The organism is Faecalicatena contorta (assembly GCF_003149105.1).
Taxonomy (GTDB): domain Bacteria; phylum Bacillota; class Clostridia; order Lachnospirales; family Lachnospiraceae; genus Muricomes; species Muricomes contortus_C.
Genome location: NZ_QGDS01000002.1, coordinates 378,737 through 395,043 on the forward strand (window position 1 = coordinate 378,737; position 16,307 = coordinate 395,043).

Sequence of the window (16,307 nt, forward strand, 5' to 3'; positions counted from 1 at the left end):
ATAATTTTGGGTGGTAACTTAGTAACCGTCAAATAAGATAGTGGATTTCTCTTTTAGGTTTCTTGTGAGATAATACCCCTATATCTAAAGTGCCTTAAATAACTTAGGGTACTTAAGGGAAAGACTAACTATATGAAGTCAATACAAAAAGGCGAAAAAAGTTAGAAACTTTCAACAGGTATTTTGTACTTCGAAAATTGCATGACAAAAAGAGCACCCCGTTGGCTGCTCATAGAAAGGAGTTTTAACTATTTAGGATGGTAGGTGTTACCTGTTTTTAGTAAGTGATATATTACACGAACTAACTTTTTACTAGTATGGCTAAGTGCAACGAAGTAGTGTTTACCTTCTGCGAGCTTTTTGTGCTTATATTCATTAAAAGATGGGTTCCTCATACAAACGAGTCTAGTTGCATTAAGAAGCGCCCAACGAAGATATTTAGAGCCACGTTTCACCATAATGGCATGGCTTGCAGTGAACTTTCCGGATTGGTAGGTGGACGGTTCCAATCCTGCAAAGGCAAGTAACTTAGCAGAATTGTTAAACAGAGAAATATCACCGATTTCTGCCAGAATGATTGCAGCAGAAATGTATGAAATACCAGGTATGCTCATAATGGGAGAATTCAGCTGCTCAACAGAAGATTTTATCTGCTTATCCAATAAATCAATTTCAGTTTGTAGAAAGAGAATCATACGGATGGTTTGTTGCAGTTCAAATGCTTGAGCAGGAGATGTGGATCCAATAGAATCTTTTGCAGCTTCTCGCAATTCAATTGCCTTATCCTTCGAATATTTACCTTTTGAATATTTCTGAATCAAATGGGTAAGTTTTGTTAAATGACAAGAAGCAATCGCTACGGCGCTGGGCAATTCCAGTAACGTGTAAAGCATAGAATTCTGGGAGGCAGACCAAACATGAGCAGAAAGTTCGGGAAAGATAATATGAAGAAGTCTAGAGTAAGAGACTTTGAACTTTGAACGTTCATGAACTAACCGAAAACGATGTCTGGAAAGAGACTTGAGTTCTTGGATGTGGTAAGATACTGGTACGTAGGGCTTTAAGTCTTCCGTCATCAGCATCATTGTAATAAAACGAGCATCTGACTTATCTGTTTTAGTTTTCCTAAGGCTGCGACCTTTACGATAGAGATTGGTAGCAAGAGGATTTAACAGAAATGTAAGGAGACCTTTTGCGAGGAGGAACTCAAGGATGTTATTGCTGTAATGACCGGTTGCTTCAAGTCCTACTTTTATATTATCCGTAGAAAGAGCTACAGAGATAAGCATAGAAAAGAAAGAATTGAAGCCATCAAGAGTATTCGGGAAAGTAAAAGCATCTGCTAAAACTTCGCCATCTGAGTTTGTGATGAAGCAATCATGTTTATCCTTTGCAACATCGATACCAACGTAAAACATGGAATAACCACCTTTCAAAATAGATTTAGATACTATGCTCCACAGACTTGTTTGTTGAATGTAGCCTTGTTCTAAATAAAACGTCATGCGTTATCTAACTAATTAACAAATAAACAAACAGCTATGGTTAGAGCCTTTCAAAGAAATCGTCAAAGCGATAGGAGAACACACTAATCCATAGCATCTGAGTACATTATACAAAATCAAAAAGAAAGGAAAAGTATAATGTGTGTACATTATACAAGGGGAATATATGAATCAATTAACTATCGCATCCCACAACCATAAGATGCAGTTGTGGACCAGCCGGATCCATAAATGCAGAAGCAGTAACCAAACAGTTGCCGACTGGTGTTCTGAGAATGATATTTCCATCAAGTCTTACTATTATTGGATGCGCAAGATCAAATCCGAAGCTTTTGAGGCATTGCCAGCAGAACGCAAGTCTAAAGTCCTGACACAAAAGCGGGATGCTTCTTTTGCAGAAGTGACTCTTATAGAAAAACCAAGGGCAGATTCCTGTGCGGTCAGGATCCACGTCAGCGGCTTACTTCTGGAAATCCAAAACGGTGCGGATGACCAGACCGTCGAACATACGCTGCATGCCATCCGAAAACTATGTTAGGTGACATCTCCCAGGCCGACCATATTTATCTTGCCTGTGGCCATACCGATATGAGAAAGGCGATTGATGGCTTGGCGGCAATCGTACAGCAGAACTTTAAGCTGGACCCATTCTCAAACAGCCTGTTCCTTTTCTGCGGACGTAAAGCCAACCGGCTGAAAGCCCTCTATTGGGAGGGAGATTTATTCGTCCTCCTGTATAAACGGTTAGAAAGCTCCCGTTTCCAATGGCCCAGGAACCAGGCGGAAGTGCGCAGTATCTCGGAACAGGAGTTCCGTTGGCTGCTGGAAGGACTGGCAATAGACCAACCCAAAGCCGTACAGAAAATCCATCCAAAAACTGCATTATAAAGTGCCGTGAATTCCTATATTTACTGGATTCATTGGCACTTTTGTGGTATAATAAGAGCAGTAAAAACACAAAGGAACTGCTTAAAAATGAACTCAGATAATCAGGTGACCCAGTTTCAGGGACGAATTAAAGAATTGGAAAACCAGAACCGGATCCTTCAGGAAAAGGTTGATTACCTGACCCATAAACTCTTTGGCAGTTCTTCTGAACAGACATCATCCCTTGGTATCGAGGGGCAGATGTCTATTTTTGATGAGGCGGAAGCCTCTGTGGATCCCAAAGCAGCCGAGCCGGATATGAAGGATGTGGCTTGATAACGTATAATTAATTTCGCACTTTTAATTTCATAAAAATAGACATGGTCTATAGCCGTTTGGTAGAATTAAGTTACCACACAAAATTATCCCAAGGAGGTTATAGAACCATGTCTGATACCATTATACAATTAACGAAGACTTAATAAAGAACGATTTAAAGGATCTTGTGCGCAGCAGTGTGGAAGAAACACTCAATGCCCTGCTTGATAAAGAAGCTGATGATTTAGTGAATGCTCAGAAATATGAGCGTTCTCCTGAGCGTCAGGGGTATCGTTCCGGTCATTACAAGCGAAACTTTCATACTACATCTGGTGAGGTAGAACTGAAGGTCCCAAAGCTGAAAGGAGTTTCTTTTGAAACTGCTATCATTGAGCGGTATCGTCGTAGGTAATCTTCTGTTGAGGAAGCTCTGATTGAGATGTATCTGGCAGGAGTTTTCGTTCGACGTGTGGAAGATATTACGGAGGCACTTTGGGGAACCAAAGTCTCCCCCGGTACTATCAGCAACCTGAACAAAAAAGCTTATGAGCACATCGAAACATGGCGTACCCGTCCATTAACGGGTGAATACCCCTACGTTTACGTGGATGGTGTTTTTCTAAAACGCAGCTGGGGCGGTGAAATTCAAAACGTCTCCATCCTGATTGCTATCGGTGTCGGCAAAGACGGATGCCGTGAAATTATCGGTGCTGCCGAAGGTATGAAAGAGGATAAGGAGAGCTGGCGTTCCTTCTTTGTAAGCATGAAAGAGCGTGGGCTTTGTGGCGTACAATTGATAATTGGTGACCGTAACCTGGGCATGTTTGAAACGATTCCGGAAGTATTTTCGGATGCCCGTTATCAGCGTTGTACGGTTCATTTTTATCGGAACATTTTCTCAGTGACACCACGTAAGAAAATGAAAGCAGTTTCCATGATGCTAAAGGCTATTCATGCCCAAGAGAACAAAGATGCTGCCCGGGAGAAAGCAGCACAAGTAGCTTTAAAATTCCGGGAAATGAAGCTTGCCAAGGCCGCTGAAAAGTTGGAAGCTGGCATTGAGGAAACCTTGACTTATATGGAGTTTCCAACGCAGCATTGGACCCGGATTCGTACCAACAATACAATCGAACGGCTCAACCGTGAAATCAAACGTCGTACGAAAGCTATCGGTGCATTTCCTGATGGTCAGAGCGCACTCATGCTTGTATGTGCCAGACTGCGTCATGTAGCCTGAACGAGGTGGGGAATCCTCCGCTATATGAATATGGATCATCTTATCAATCCTGGTAATGATCTGCTGTCTGATGACATAGCTGGTTAGCTAACGACTGCCAAACGGTAGAAAATTAAATTTGCGAAAGACTATTGACACTATCTTGGAATTATAGATTAACAGATAGTAACGGATTAAGTAGCAGGGGAGACTCATGAAAATGAAGAGAAGTCCAATTGCATTTTGCAAGTAGAAATATTTAATACTCACAGAATGCAAGTACCATGATATTTATGAAAAAACCTTTGCTAATATGCCGTTATGATATGGTATAATTAGGATGTCTTCTAGAGGGCAGACATTCAGAAAGGAATTAGTAATTATAATTATTGCTTTAATATTACAGATTAAAGATAATTATAGGGATACTTATATAAGTATATATTTGAAGCAAGATGATGGATGAAGATTATTGGTAAACTTTTAAATAGAGCATTATTGAAATAATATTCCAGGAGTATACATATATGGAACGTTGTAATATTTTCTACTCATGGCAGTCCGATATAAAAGAAAGTAAGAATTTTTTATCCGATTGCCTGAAACAATTGAATAAAAAACTGAGGGACATAGTAGTTGTTGAGGTTGACAGGGATACAGAGGGGATTGCTGGTGCACCTGACAACGGAGATACTATCTATATGAAAATTGATAAGGCTGATATTTTTGTGGCCGACGTAACAATTATAAATAGTGAGTGGGATAAGATTATACTTCTGTATAACAAGGATTATGGAAATGTGGAGGATTTACCTTTTGATATCAATCATCAGCGAATGACAGGATACTCTTTGCAGGAGGAAAAGAAAGCAGAAGCCAGGAATAGAATCATTAGCAATATTGCTACAACGATTAGTATTCTCAAAGAAAGTAAACAACTACATGGTGGGCGCCCGAATATTATGTCTGCACGCCAGGATTTGGCAAAAATATTGCTGGAAGGAATAAAAAGGATTCATAATTATACTCAGAAAAGGCGGTTTACAGATTGGACTGACTTGCAGGAAGATTTTATTGTAGTTACAGATGCCAATTTTGCCCTGGCCGAAACATTGAAAGAATATATGACAGATTCACAGTACATTCAGCTGATACGGTTATTGCAGAAGATGAAATTGAGCACATTGGGTAATAATGATCATTGTGGATGGGAATTTGCTGAAGAAATTGCTGATGAGTATTTCGAACCGCTATATCTTGAATTTGGCAAATATATGACATCACTTTCGACAGAACAGGTTCTTTGTAAGGAGTTTATAACACTCTATAACGCTGTTTCAGGAGATGAAGAGTTACAGCATTGCTCCGCTAAGACTGTAGATGGAAATATTGTATTTGTAGATGATGGAGAGTGGCAGGAGGCTTATGATATCGATAGGAAATTGTTATGTAAAGGTTCAAGTACAACTGGATTATTTACCGGATATCGATATACTAGAGAATATGACGGCGATTTTGTAGAATCTAAAAGAAACGGTAAAGGTAATGAAAAAACAAATATTATGAATCGAGATCAGTTTAGATGTGGCAATATCAGGAAAAGTGGTCTTTGGAAGAACGATAAATTTATAAAGGGTACTATCTATTCTGCCATCATCTATATAAATGATGAGGGGAACCTTTCCATTATCGATACTGGGGAAAGCTATCCTTTGACTGCTGATCAACAAAGTATGTCTTTATTGATTTCGGGATGCTCTATGGAAGAGTTGTCCTGCTATTATGTGGCTGATATCGATTTTAATGAGGGGGAATTTCAGATACTGGAAGGAACTAAAAAAAGCCTGATTGAAGCAGATGTTTATGGATACTATGAAACATCAATAATGGAAGAAAAGACAGGTCAAATTCTGAATAAGGAACAGGGATTGAGGCATAAATGACTACGAAAGTGATAGGGTGTGCTACGAATTTGCTGGATTTGGAAAACACTATTCAAAACAAGCCCTAAAGGCGTCTATAATAAAATCAAGTGATTCCTTATAAAAAGAAACTTTTAATATGAACAATACTCTGGATATCATTCAAAGTATAAAACAACAGATTTGGAGAATTTTGATTTAATTTAAGAAATGAGTGACTGTCTTCCGTGGTTAAGACATTGTATCAATCGTTTTGAAGTTACTAACTTTGAACAATCTTAAAAAGTTTTATCATCTCCAGACTTTTAGGGTTATACTGGATAAACAACAGAGACAATTCCCTTCAGAAAGTTGGTGATAACGTGATTGCCGAGATATATAGCAAGATAACTAAACATAACAGTAATCTTTCAGAAATATCAGAGGACGAATTGACAGGAAACTTTTTCGGTCATTTAAGGTACAGGCCCTTCAATGAAGGTTTGAAGCCAATCCTGAAAAATGCTGTATTTCCTTCTAAAATCGGCACTTTAATTGATAATGTTGATGTTGGATTTTGGAATAACAATATCGAATTTTGGCCTTATGATAAAGAGGGCGAGCTTGATGCTTACATTGAATTTGACCATCTTGCCATGGGCATTGAAGTGAAATATACAAGTGGTCTTTCCTCTGACGATAATGTTGACTATTCGCTATCTGATGAAAGAGAATTAGAGGAGGAAAGCCGAAACCAACTGCAAAGAGAAAGCCGAATAATCACTCGCAGAGCGGGCAATAAGGCTAAAATCCTTTTGCTTGTCGGCAGTGCAATGGCTTGTGCCGACATATATACAAACATTACCAAACGGAAATTGTTTTTAAGCTCGGATGTAACATTCGGATATGTAACATGGCAGTCGCTTTTACGAGAGCTTCTCAAGCTTAAGTTTGACAATCCATTTTCCTCATTGATTATTTCAGACTTGATTGCATTACTTGCACGAAAAGGCTTTGACCAATTTCAAAACATGGAACTTGATATTCCCTGCTCTGTGTCCTGCGATGAACATTAGTGGTTTGATTATCCGATGGAAAACAAGTTTTCTTTTGGAAACACTGCACAAATAAAAGTAGAAGGAGATTACCATTATGAGTTCAAGTGAAAATATTCGCAATGCCTTACAAGTTTTATATAAGACATATGACAATGTGCAAAAGCTGATGGATTATACAAAGATAGTTGCTCAGGAAAAGACAAATTATAGACTTGCAGCTCCTAAAGCATTACGGTGGAAGTCGGATAACGAAACACACGGCTGGCTGGTTAGTGATTTTATTCTGCTATTCCAAGATACCGTCAACCCGGACTGTGAAAGCAAGAACGGTTGGAAAGATGCTCCAGTGTATGTTATGGAAATATACTTAGGGGATAAGGTTGATGAGAAAGGTTTGCCTTGTATCTATTTATCGAAGTTTGAGTACAACGATATGAATAGTTGGAGTGAGGGGTGTTCTCCTGCTAATCATTGGGTGTTTTGGTGGCCGCTGCGAGATAAAAACAATGTAGATTTTGCTCAGCAGGACGATTATTGGATTGGAATACCCAAAAATGAAAAATATTCGAGCAGACATTGGGGGTTGAAAAAAGTAACTTATGAGAAAATTGATTTAATGGAGGTCAATTCAGAAAATTTGAAGCAGATGGTTTTTGATAGGTTTGATTTGTTGAGGGAAATGGATTAATACTTATGCTATGGTTCTATAAAACGATTCCATGAGAGCAGTGTCATAGGAATTTCCTTTTCTGCCTTCACGATGAACACTTCTTCGTATTTTAAAAAGAGACTGAAAGTTTCTAATGGAAAAAAGTGCAATCCCATATTCGGGAAACGCACTTTTTCCGTATTTTTTATATTCACATGTCCAACGATTAAAAATCCTCTCTATCAGATATTCCGCATTTCCTCAAGGGTATTATACAGATTGAGTTTTCCGTACCCCCACTCCCTGTTAGGGAAAAGCATGGATGCCGGACGTATAGCTCCCAGAATTAGTAGACTTCTAAGTTCATATGCATCGACACCTGTATAGCCAAGATCTTTGAGCATCCATTCCAGGAGAAGTGCAACAGCCCCGGCAGTAATGCCTGTTGCGGTGCTGGAGCCTGACCGGACTGCAAAGCGTCCGCCTGGAAGAGCTCCTGTTATATTGAGGCCTGGAGCAGCGACATGTGGATTAATCAATTCGTCCCGGGTATATCCCCTTCCTGAACTGAGTGCAATGCTGTTATTATCACCGTCATAAAAAGAAACTACAACCACGCCCCTTGCATTGCCTGGATTTGTCAGCGTGTAGTAAGGGTCTGAATTTAGAAAATATACTTCACCACTTAAAAATTCTGTCATAGGCAGCCAGATGTGAAATAATCCACTGATGGCCCGTACAGGCGTCACAATCAGGCTCCAGATGCCGGGGGTAGGGGCGCTGAAGCGCAAGAAGATTAATTCGGAGATAGTCCGCTCTACAATAATACTATAATCTACCGATACCTGCGTTCTTTCGAAAACAAAATTAAATATAGTGGAGGTGTCAGTCTGTATAGGGATTGTAGCTGTAGACTCTCCCGAAGGGGAAACAAGGGCAACAGAAAACACATTTGGGATATCTGTCCACAGTTCCATGGTGAATCCCGCCACATTTTCACCAACACGGATTTCTACTACATCGGGAGTGTCATCGCTGCGTATCGTATGGGAATAATGATGTCTTTTGTCCGCTTCATTCCCCCCTCCGACAACGGGAATTTGATTAACAGCCGCGCCATAATGTTCCAGGACTTTGGAAAGAGGAACGACATCGATATGCCCGCCCATATTTGTACCAATCGCCAGACACATGACCAGCGGTATATCCATGCTTTGTGCAAGTGCGCTTAAGTATTTCAGGCCCAGCATAAGGTCGGTTTCCTGAAAACAGACGGCACTATCAGGGATATAATAGAAATCACGCAGGTATTGTTTGGCCTGCTTTAGCTTGACAACGGCAATCGTAGATTCAGGGGCCGCTCCAAGAAAATTTTCGGAAGGATCTCCAGAACCTGCGGCCACACTGGCGACAAAAGTTCCATGTCCAATTTCATCTTCTGTGGGAACAATGCTTCTGGGATCATCCGAAAGCAATGCTTCGTTTATCATTTCACGGGTGTATTCTGATCCATATATAAGGTCCTGGGGAGGTGTCCCGGTCTGGATTGTCTGGTCCCATATTGCAGCAATACGGGTGGTGCCGTCCAGATTCCGGAAAACCGAATTTGTGTAATCAATGCCTGTATCTATAAATCCTATCATGATGTTTTGCCCCCTTAGCTGCAAGGTGGGATAATTCTGAATTTGAAGAATGCCGGACTGATTTAGTGCTTCCATACTTAAAGGGGAGTAGCATTTGGGGATGGAAGTATAATCATATTTACTCATATTTATAGGCTCTGTTAAAATCCTGGACAGATAAACACAGCGGTAGCCGTAGTTGGCATATTGCGCACAAAATTGTTCGGACACAACATTGGGGATTGGAAAAGGGCGTGTTTCGGAGATAATGAAATCATGGTAGTCTTCAGATAAGATACGTTCTTTGCATATACTTTGCTCCATATAAAACGTCCACATTATTTTTATAATATGTATATACAGAATATATGGGATTTATACCCCAGGCAGTCTATCTCGCGGGTAATCCATACCGCGGGCAATTTATACTTCTTGAACTGCTAATGTTCAAGAAGGTATACCTTGCAGATTATAATATATATTTTTTGAAAGATGGTTGAAGTTGTCATTTATTGGGGTATAATATGTAAATAAGGAGGTAGACAGATATGAGAACATTTTTTGAAGATTTAGGGAAAAAGATAGGCGAAACAGCCGAGACAGTCACTAATAAAGCAGGGGAAGCAGTTGAGGTACAAAGACTCAAAAATCAGATTAGAGTACTGGAACGAGGCAATGAAAGTGATTATGTGGATTTAGGCAAAATGGTATACGAGCATTACAAAGACGGCGAGGTTGTAGATTCGGAAGCAATCGGGGTCTGTGAAGCAATCCAGAACCGGGAAGAGAGTATCAAGAAATATGAGCAGCAGATTTCTAAAGTCAAAGGCGATGTGCAATGTGATAGCTGCGGCAAGTCAGTAGCAAAAGAAATGGCCTTCTGCCCACATTGCGGCTCAAAGTCTCCTGAAGATTATAAAGAGACAGAGACGGATTATGCTGAAATGGCAAAAGACCATGTTGTAGATATGGCCGAAAAAGCGAAAGAAAAGGCAGAAACTGCAGCAGATGAGGTAAAGAAAAAAGCTGGTGCGGCCGCGGATGCTGTAAAGGATAGAACTGAGGATACAGCAGACGTTGTAAAAGAAAGAATGGATGATGCAGCAGATGTAATAAAGGAGAAAACAGAAGCCTCTGCAGATACAGTGAGAGAAAGGGTTTCAGATGCGGCTGACATTGTAAAGGAGAAAATAGCAGATGCAGCAGACGTCATTAAGGAAAAGGTAAAAGGAACAGAAGATTAGGAGGAAGTCTGTGGTTATTTTAGTTTTAATGAGCCTTACTCTTTGCCTGACATTGGTGGATATCGTATTGAAGTCATATGTAGAGGGCTTTATGGCAAAGGGTGAGGAGCGTACGATATGCAAGGGAAAGGTAAAGTTGCGGAAAGTATACAATAAAGGTATGTTCCTGAATCTGTTTGATGAGAAACCGGGACTTGTGAAGATATTATCGGCGTTTGTGACTATTCTGATTACTATTTATCAGCTAATTACATTGTTAAGGAGAGGGAACTGCCTGAAAAAGGCAGGTCTGTCTCTGATGACGGCCGGAGCCTGGAGCAATACCTTCGACAGATGGTTTCGGGGATATGTCATTGATTATGTGGGAATTCAGACGAAATGGAAGAAAGCATCGGAAATCACCTATAATCTTGGTGACTTTTTTATCATGGCGGGAAGCATTTTTATGATGCTCTCCTCTCTGTTCCCTTCTAAGAAGAAATGATTTAAGAAGAGAAGTTAATATCAAGGATGCAGTATCAGGGAAAATATGATATGATAGAAAAAACGGAAAGAAAAGCGGGGATAAACCATGATTCAGGAAATAGAACCACATAAATATAGGAATGAATATACCCCCATGCCGCCTGATAAGGACAGCATTGCTTTATATTATGAAGATCATGCCTTACTATTGAAGAAGACGGCAGAGGGAATTGAGTTCCCCAGGTTTGAGGAACTGGGATATTTAAACGAAGAGATTTACGAGGACTATACATATTTGTTTTCCATAGACGGAGAGCGTTACTACCTGATAGAAGAAATCAATAAGGACAGGCTGTCCTCCTTTACATTAGAAAATACAGAAATTTTCCGCGCAGCAGATCCTCAGTACCGGGCATTTGCCGGAATAACGGGATACCAGCTTTATAACTGGTATAAGGATAACAAGTATTGTGGCCGCTGCGGCTGTTCAATGCAGAAGGATAAAAAGGAGCGGATGCTGTACTGTGGGGAATGCCGCAACATAGTGTTTCCTAAGCTTAGTCCGGCTGTTATAATCGGAGTGCTGGACGGCAACCGGATATTAATGTCAAAATATGCCGGAAGGATATATAAAAACTATGCATTGCTTGCAGGCTTTGTTGAGATAGGTGAGATGGTCGAAGAGACAGTAAAAAGAGAAGTGATGGAAGAAGTAGGACTTAAGGTTAAGAATGTCAGATATTATAAAAGCCAGCCCTGGTCTTTCAGCGATACATTACTGATGGGCTTTTACTGCGATTTGGACGGGGAAGATTCCATTACATTGGATGAAGAAGAATTGGCATTAGCAGAGTGGTTTGACAGAGGAGACATACCGGTTGTACCGTCAAGAGACAGCCTGACGAATGAGATGATTATGAAATTTAAAAATGGCGAAATATAGGAGGACAACGACATGAGAGCTGTATTTGATGAAAGTTTGGTAACTGGAAACGAAATGATTGATTCCCAGCATAAGGAGCTGCTTGATAAAATCAATAAGCTGTTGGATAGCTGTGAAGTAGGCAACGATAAATTGGTGGCAGTTAAGACATTGGATTATCTTGCGGACTACACAGAATTTCATTTTTCTGAAGAAGAAAAGCTTCAGGCCGACATTGAATATCCAGGTATAGGAGAACACAAAAAAGAGCATGAAAAGCTGAGAACAGTGGTAAAAGAGCTGTATGAGATGCTGGAGGAAGAGGAAGGTCCATCCAATGCTTTCGTGGAGCAGGTGAATAAGAATGTGATTGAATGGCTGTATGGTCACATTAAAAGTTTTGACCGGTCAGTGGCAGAGTATAAATTTATGGCAAACAACAGTGAACGGCTGTAGAATAAGTGTTGACAAAAATAAAACGTTGAATTAGACTAAAGTATAGAGAAGAGCACACGCGGATTATATCTTTTTGGACATAATTTGTGGTGTTCTTTTTTTGCGTAAATGGGGAAAGCTATTGAGAGAGGTGATGCAGATGAAAAAATTAAATTTAAAAAAACTGACATATGACATCATGATTGATGTTGTAGGAGGAATTCTGATCGGTATTGGTATTTACAATTTTGCGGCAAACGCAGCATTTCCGCTGGCAGGAATATCTGGTATTGCACTGATATTCTATCACTTATTTAATATGCCTATTGGATGGATAACAATGCTTTTAAATGTTCCTATAGCAATTGGGTGCTACAAGACGTTGGGAAAGGAGTTTTTCATCCGTTCTATCAGGTCGGTGATTATTACATCCCTGATTATTGACTATGTCGTGCCGCTGTTTCCTGTCTATTCAGGTGACAGAATGCTGGCGGCTCTTTGTACGGGTATATTTTCGGGACTGGGATATGCTCTGATTTTCATGAACAATTCCTCCACCGGAGGCATGGATTTTATTACAGTGTCAATTAAGGTGAAACGTCCGCATATGACTCTGGGGAAAATCGTGTTTATAACAGATGCCGTTATTGTGGCGATTGGTGGATTGATTTTCAGGGATATAGACGGAACAATCTATGGTTTTATTATTACCTACCTGCTGACTGTTGTGATTGATAAAATTATGTATGGTATTGATTCTGGGAAGATGACTTTAATTGTAACCGAGAAAGGGCAGGAAGTGGCCGATAAAATAGATAAATATTCCGGCAGAGGCTCTACACTGCTGAAAGGCCGGGGGAGTTATTCAGGGATAGAAAAAGAAGTGGTGATGTGTGCCTGCAACAATAAGCAGATGTATGCAATCCGGAAAATGGTGAAGCAGGTGGATCCGTCTGCATTTACTGTGATTATGGAATCCAATGAAGTTGTAGGTGAGGGCTTTAAGGCAGAGTAGGGTTATACCCCTACTCTGTCTGCGTATATCTTTACTAATTCAAGTGCTACTTCAGCAGCAGCATCCATTCCTTCAGCAGTAATATGCTCATACGGGCCATGATAACCATGACCGCCTGTGCCCAGATTTGGACAGGGTAATCCTTTAAAACTGAGCCAGGAACCATCCGTGCCTCCCCGGATTGGTTGTATCAGCGGAGTTACACCAACATTTTTGCAAGCTTTTTCAGCATTCTCAATGAGGTGCATACATCCTTTTATAATCTCGGACATGTTGCTGTACTGCTGGGTAATTGTTAATGTAACGGTTCCCTTTCCCCATTTCTCGTTTATTAATTTTTCGATGTGGCGCAGCATCTGCTGACGGACCTGGAATGTTGCTCCATCATGGTCGCGAATGATATAATGAAGTTCGGCGTGTCCTACTTCTCCTGACATGCTGACCAGGTGATAGAAACCTTCGTAATCTTCTGTATCCCGCGGTGTGTCGCCGGACGGGAGCATGGCGTTGATTTCCATGGCAACCAGGCTGGCGTTTACCATTGTGTCTTTACTGGAGCCAGGATGTACGTTGACACCCTCTATTATAAAATCAGCTTTACATGCATGGAAGTTTTCAAACTGGATTTCGCCTTCTGTGTCCCCATCCAATGTATAGGCGTAATCTGCTCCGAACTCTTCCACGTTGAAATGGGAAGCTCCTGTTCCAATCTCTTCATCGGGAGTAAAAGCGACAGACAGCGGTCCGTGTGGAATATTCTCCGTATTCAGGCGCTGAATCATCGTCATAATTTCTGCAATTCCAGCTTTGTCATCTGCACCTAAAATAGTAGTTCCATCGCTGGTAATTAATGTACGGCCTTTTAAGTCCGGCAGATGCTTGAATGTGCTGACACTGATGGTGCGTCCGCTTGTCCCCAATGCAAAATCTTTCCCATCATAGTTCTTAGTTACTACAGGCACGATATCGTGGTCACAGAAATCAGCCACAGTATCCATGTGTGCGATGAACCCTAATTTTGTTCTGTCTTCGTAACCCGGCGAGGCAGGAATATGTGCATACACATAACATTGCTCATTTACCTGTGCATCGGATACCCCCAGATCTTTTAATTCCTGCACCAATAAATGTGCAAGGTCAAACTGGCATGAGGAAGATGGAATAGTTTCACTATTCTCATCACTGGGTGTACGTATGGCAGCGTACTTTAAAAGTCTTTCATAAGCTCTCAAATGACATCTCTCCTTTACTATTTCGCTTTGATTATTATAACACTTTCTGTCTGAGACAGGGAAAAAAGTTATATATATATTTACACAAAAATCACACAGTTATCCGCTAAATTTACATTCAGATACAAAACACGGCTGAAATAAGAAAGAAGGTATTAGAAGTTTTTGACAGGAATAATAAAAACTGATAGACTGATGTCAAATCTATATCAAAATATGGGACTTTGGAATAGGCATATGGTGTGTATAGAGAATGAACAATAGCGCCAGGGTGCACTTGAGAGGGAGGAGACAAAAGATAATGAATCAATTTGTTTTTGAAAATTCCACAAAGATTTACTTTGGAGAGGGATGTGTGAGGGAACATCTGAATTCTTTGCTCAATGAATATGGAGATACGGTGATGCTTTCCTATGGCGGCGGCTCCATTAAGAAGAATGGGGTTTATGAAGAGGTTCTTGCAATTTTAAAGGAAGCAGGAAAAAATGTTGTGGAATTTGCGGACATTATGGCCAATCCAACCTATGAAAAAGTTCTGGAAGGGAAGCGGATTGCAAAAGAGAATAATGTAAGCCTGATTCTTGCCGCAGGCGGCGGTTCCGTTATGGATTGCAGCAAAGCTGTTTCCATGGCAGCAGCTTATGAGGGAGACCTCTGGAAGGATTATTGGGAGAATGTTGGTGAGGTAAATTTTGAACCTCTTCCTCTTGGGGTGATTGTTACTGCTTCCGGTACAGGCAGTGAGTGTAATGGGGATGCAGTGATTACTAATGAAGAGCTGAAAGTTAAAACTGGAAGGGATTATGTAAAATGCAATCCCAAATTTGCATTGCTTGATCCGGTCTATACTTATAGCGTGCCCAAATTACATATGGTGGCAGGCAGTTTTGATATTCTCTCTCATATTATGGAAATTTATTTTAGTGGGCCGGATGAGGACAATGTGTCTGATGATATTTCCGAAGCATTGATGAAAAATGTAATACGGAACCTGCGCAGGGCCATTCAGAATCCGGAAGATTATATAGCCCGCAGTAATTTAATGTGGGATGCCGCAATGGCGGAAATCCGAATTATTAAACTGGGTAAAAAGCTGGATTTTGAATGTCATCAGATGGAACATCAGATCGGTGCTTATACTGACTGCAGCCACGGGTGCGGACTTGCAGTACTGCATCCGGTATATTACCGCCACATTTATAAAAATGGAATCAGTAAGTTTGCAAGATTTGCCGTAAATGTATGGGGAATTTCAGAAGCAGGAAAATCTGAGGAAGAGTTAGCCCTTTCAGGAGTGGAAGCATTGGCGGATTTTATCAGGGAAATTGGTCTTCCCACAACAATTAGGGAGTTGGGCGTTACAGACAAATCAATGCTCACAGAAATTGCCTATAGCTGCAATATTGCAACAGGCGGTTATAAAATTATGACCCATGAGGAGATTTTGGAGATATTTGAAGAGTGCTATTGATTATTACAATCAACATGCAGACGAGTAAGAGTCTGGATTACTGGGTAAAGTGCATTATGAATCAATCATTGATGAAGGCGGCGGATACGAAGATGAATCATATTTAGCAGATTCTATTGAAGCGGTTAACAATGTGCTTGCACAAGACGAATAGTAATAAATTAAAAAGATTAAAAGTCGCCATTGAAACAGATGGCGACTTTTTTGGCGCTTTCCACTTGTTAAAAGAAACTAATTATGCTATTGTAATATTTATATCAATCGGCAGGCGTTCATGCCACATTCAAGCCGTGAAAACTCATTTCGGCGCTTCCATGTCGAAGCACAATCCGTGAATGAACATTTTTATTACCACATGAAAAATTTTACAATTGCATCAAGGAAGGA

The 16,307-nt window shown here is 40.5% G+C and carries 14 protein-coding genes and 2 pseudogenes; 13 read left to right on the forward strand and 3 right to left on the reverse strand.

The features are described 5' to 3' along the window. Positions 1-248 precede the first annotated feature (248 nt). A complete protein-coding gene (locus A8805_RS05135; protein WP_109709125.1) occupies positions 249-1,418 on the reverse strand; it encodes an IS110 family transposase in 1,170 nt (389 codons plus the stop codon). 253 nt (positions 1,419-1,671) lie between these two features. Between A8805_RS05135 and tnpA the strand changes: the two genes are divergently transcribed. From tnpA to A8805_RS05170, 7 genes and pseudogenes are all read left to right on the forward strand, one after another. Then, positions 1,672-2,043, forward strand: a complete 372-nt coding sequence (gene tnpA, locus A8805_RS05140) for an IS66 family insertion sequence element accessory protein TnpA (RefSeq protein WP_109709126.1) — start codon at positions 1,672-1,674, stop codon at positions 2,041-2,043. Then, on the forward strand, positions 2,037-2,393 hold the full coding sequence (tnpB, locus tag A8805_RS05145; protein ID WP_109709127.1) for an IS66 family insertion sequence element accessory protein TnpB: 357 nt from the start codon (positions 2,037-2,039) through the stop codon (positions 2,391-2,393). Before tnpA ends, tnpB begins: the two co-directional genes overlap by 7 nt. A gap of 87 nt (positions 2,394-2,480) precedes the next feature. Then, positions 2,481-2,702 (forward strand): annotated as a pseudogene (locus A8805_RS05150) (transposase domain-containing protein); the annotation flags it as partial. Positions 2,703-2,818: 116 nt separating this feature from the next. After that, positions 2,819-4,014 (forward strand): annotated as a pseudogene (locus A8805_RS05155) (IS256 family transposase). A 419-nt stretch (positions 4,015-4,433) separates the two neighbouring features. After that, positions 4,434-5,849 carry a hypothetical protein gene (locus A8805_RS05160; protein WP_109709129.1) on the forward strand — a complete coding sequence of 472 codons (1,416 nt, stop codon included), beginning with the start codon at positions 4,434-4,436 and terminating at the stop codon, positions 5,847-5,849. Positions 5,850-6,190: 341 nt separating this feature from the next. After that, positions 6,191-6,883, forward strand: coding sequence for a hypothetical protein (locus A8805_RS05165; protein WP_109709130.1), 693 nt, complete (start codon positions 6,191-6,193; stop codon positions 6,881-6,883). Between the two features lie 76 nt (positions 6,884-6,959). Next, positions 6,960-7,553 (forward strand): hypothetical protein, encoded by a 594-nt coding sequence (locus A8805_RS05170; RefSeq protein WP_109709131.1) that lies wholly within the window; start codon positions 6,960-6,962, stop codon positions 7,551-7,553. Positions 7,554-7,756: 203 nt separating this feature from the next. Here the strand turns inward: A8805_RS05170 and A8805_RS05175 are convergent, their stop codons facing one another. Then, the gene (locus A8805_RS05175) at positions 7,757-9,460 is read right to left on the reverse strand and encodes a S8 family peptidase (RefSeq protein ID WP_109709132.1); all 1,704 of its coding nucleotides are present in this window, start codon (positions 9,458-9,460) and stop codon (positions 7,757-7,759) included. A 224-nt stretch (positions 9,461-9,684) separates the two neighbouring features. Between A8805_RS05175 and A8805_RS05180 the strand changes: the two genes are divergently transcribed. The 5 genes from A8805_RS05180 (at position 9,685) to A8805_RS05200 (ending at position 13,217) form a co-directional block, all read left to right on the forward strand. Continuing rightward, positions 9,685-10,380 (forward strand): zinc ribbon domain-containing protein, encoded by a 696-nt coding sequence (locus tag A8805_RS05180; RefSeq protein WP_109709133.1) that lies wholly within the window; start codon positions 9,685-9,687, stop codon positions 10,378-10,380. Positions 10,381-10,390: 10 nt separating this feature from the next. Further along, a complete protein-coding gene (locus A8805_RS05185) occupies positions 10,391-10,864 on the forward strand; it encodes a signal peptidase II (RefSeq protein WP_109709134.1) in 474 nt (157 codons plus the stop codon). An 87-nt stretch (positions 10,865-10,951) separates the two neighbouring features. After that, entirely contained in the window at positions 10,952-11,788 is an 837-nt protein-coding gene (gene nudC / locus A8805_RS05190; protein WP_109709135.1) for an NAD(+) diphosphatase, read from the forward strand. Positions 11,789-11,800: 12 nt separating this feature from the next. After that, positions 11,801-12,223: a bacteriohemerythrin gene (locus tag A8805_RS05195; RefSeq protein WP_109709136.1), complete on the forward strand. Its 423-nt coding sequence runs from the start codon at positions 11,801-11,803 to the stop codon at positions 12,221-12,223. Positions 12,224-12,362: 139 nt separating this feature from the next. Further along, a complete protein-coding gene (locus A8805_RS05200; protein ID WP_109709137.1) occupies positions 12,363-13,217 on the forward strand; it encodes a YitT family protein in 855 nt (284 codons plus the stop codon). 2 nt (positions 13,218-13,219) lie between these two features. Here A8805_RS05200 and pepT read toward each other — a convergent pair whose 3' ends face one another. Continuing rightward, entirely contained in the window at positions 13,220-14,449 is a 1,230-nt protein-coding gene (gene pepT, locus A8805_RS05205; protein WP_109709138.1) for a peptidase T, read from the reverse strand. Positions 14,450-14,750: 301 nt separating this feature from the next. On the opposite strand from pepT, the gene A8805_RS05210 reads away from it, so the two are divergent. Then, positions 14,751-15,920: an iron-containing alcohol dehydrogenase gene (locus A8805_RS05210; protein ID WP_109709139.1), complete on the forward strand. Its 1,170-nt coding sequence runs from the start codon at positions 14,751-14,753 to the stop codon at positions 15,918-15,920. Positions 15,921-16,307: the final 387 nt, after the last annotated feature.

Bases quoted from the DNA above. Each gene is read 5' to 3' on its own strand.
- A8805_RS05180 (WP_109709133.1), top strand. From the start codon at position 9,685: ATGAGAACATTTTTTGAAGATTTAGGGAAAAAGATAGGCGAAACAGCC.
- nudC (WP_109709135.1), top strand. From the start codon at position 10,952: ATGATTCAGGAAATAGAACCACATAAATATAGGAATGAATATACCCCC.
- A8805_RS05160 (WP_109709129.1), top strand. From the start codon at position 4,434: ATGGAACGTTGTAATATTTTCTACTCATGGCAGTCCGATATAAAAGAA.
- tnpA (WP_109709126.1), top strand. From the start codon at position 1,672: ATGAATCAATTAACTATCGCATCCCACAACCATAAGATGCAGTTGTGG.
- A8805_RS05210 (WP_109709139.1), top strand. From the start codon at position 14,751: ATGAATCAATTTGTTTTTGAAAATTCCACAAAGATTTACTTTGGAGAG.
- A8805_RS05175 (WP_109709132.1), bottom strand. From the start codon at position 9,460: ATGGAGCAAAGTATATGCAAAGAACGTATCTTATCTGAAGACTACCAT.
- A8805_RS05200 (WP_109709137.1), top strand. From the start codon at position 12,363: ATGAAAAAATTAAATTTAAAAAAACTGACATATGACATCATGATTGAT.
- A8805_RS05135 (WP_109709125.1), bottom strand. From the start codon at position 1,418: ATGTTTTACGTTGGTATCGATGTTGCAAAGGATAAACATGATTGCTTC.
- A8805_RS05170 (WP_109709131.1), top strand. From the start codon at position 6,960: ATGAGTTCAAGTGAAAATATTCGCAATGCCTTACAAGTTTTATATAAG.
- A8805_RS05195 (WP_109709136.1), top strand. From the start codon at position 11,801: ATGAGAGCTGTATTTGATGAAAGTTTGGTAACTGGAAACGAAATGATT.
- tnpB (WP_109709127.1), top strand. From the start codon at position 2,037: ATGTTAGGTGACATCTCCCAGGCCGACCATATTTATCTTGCCTGTGGC.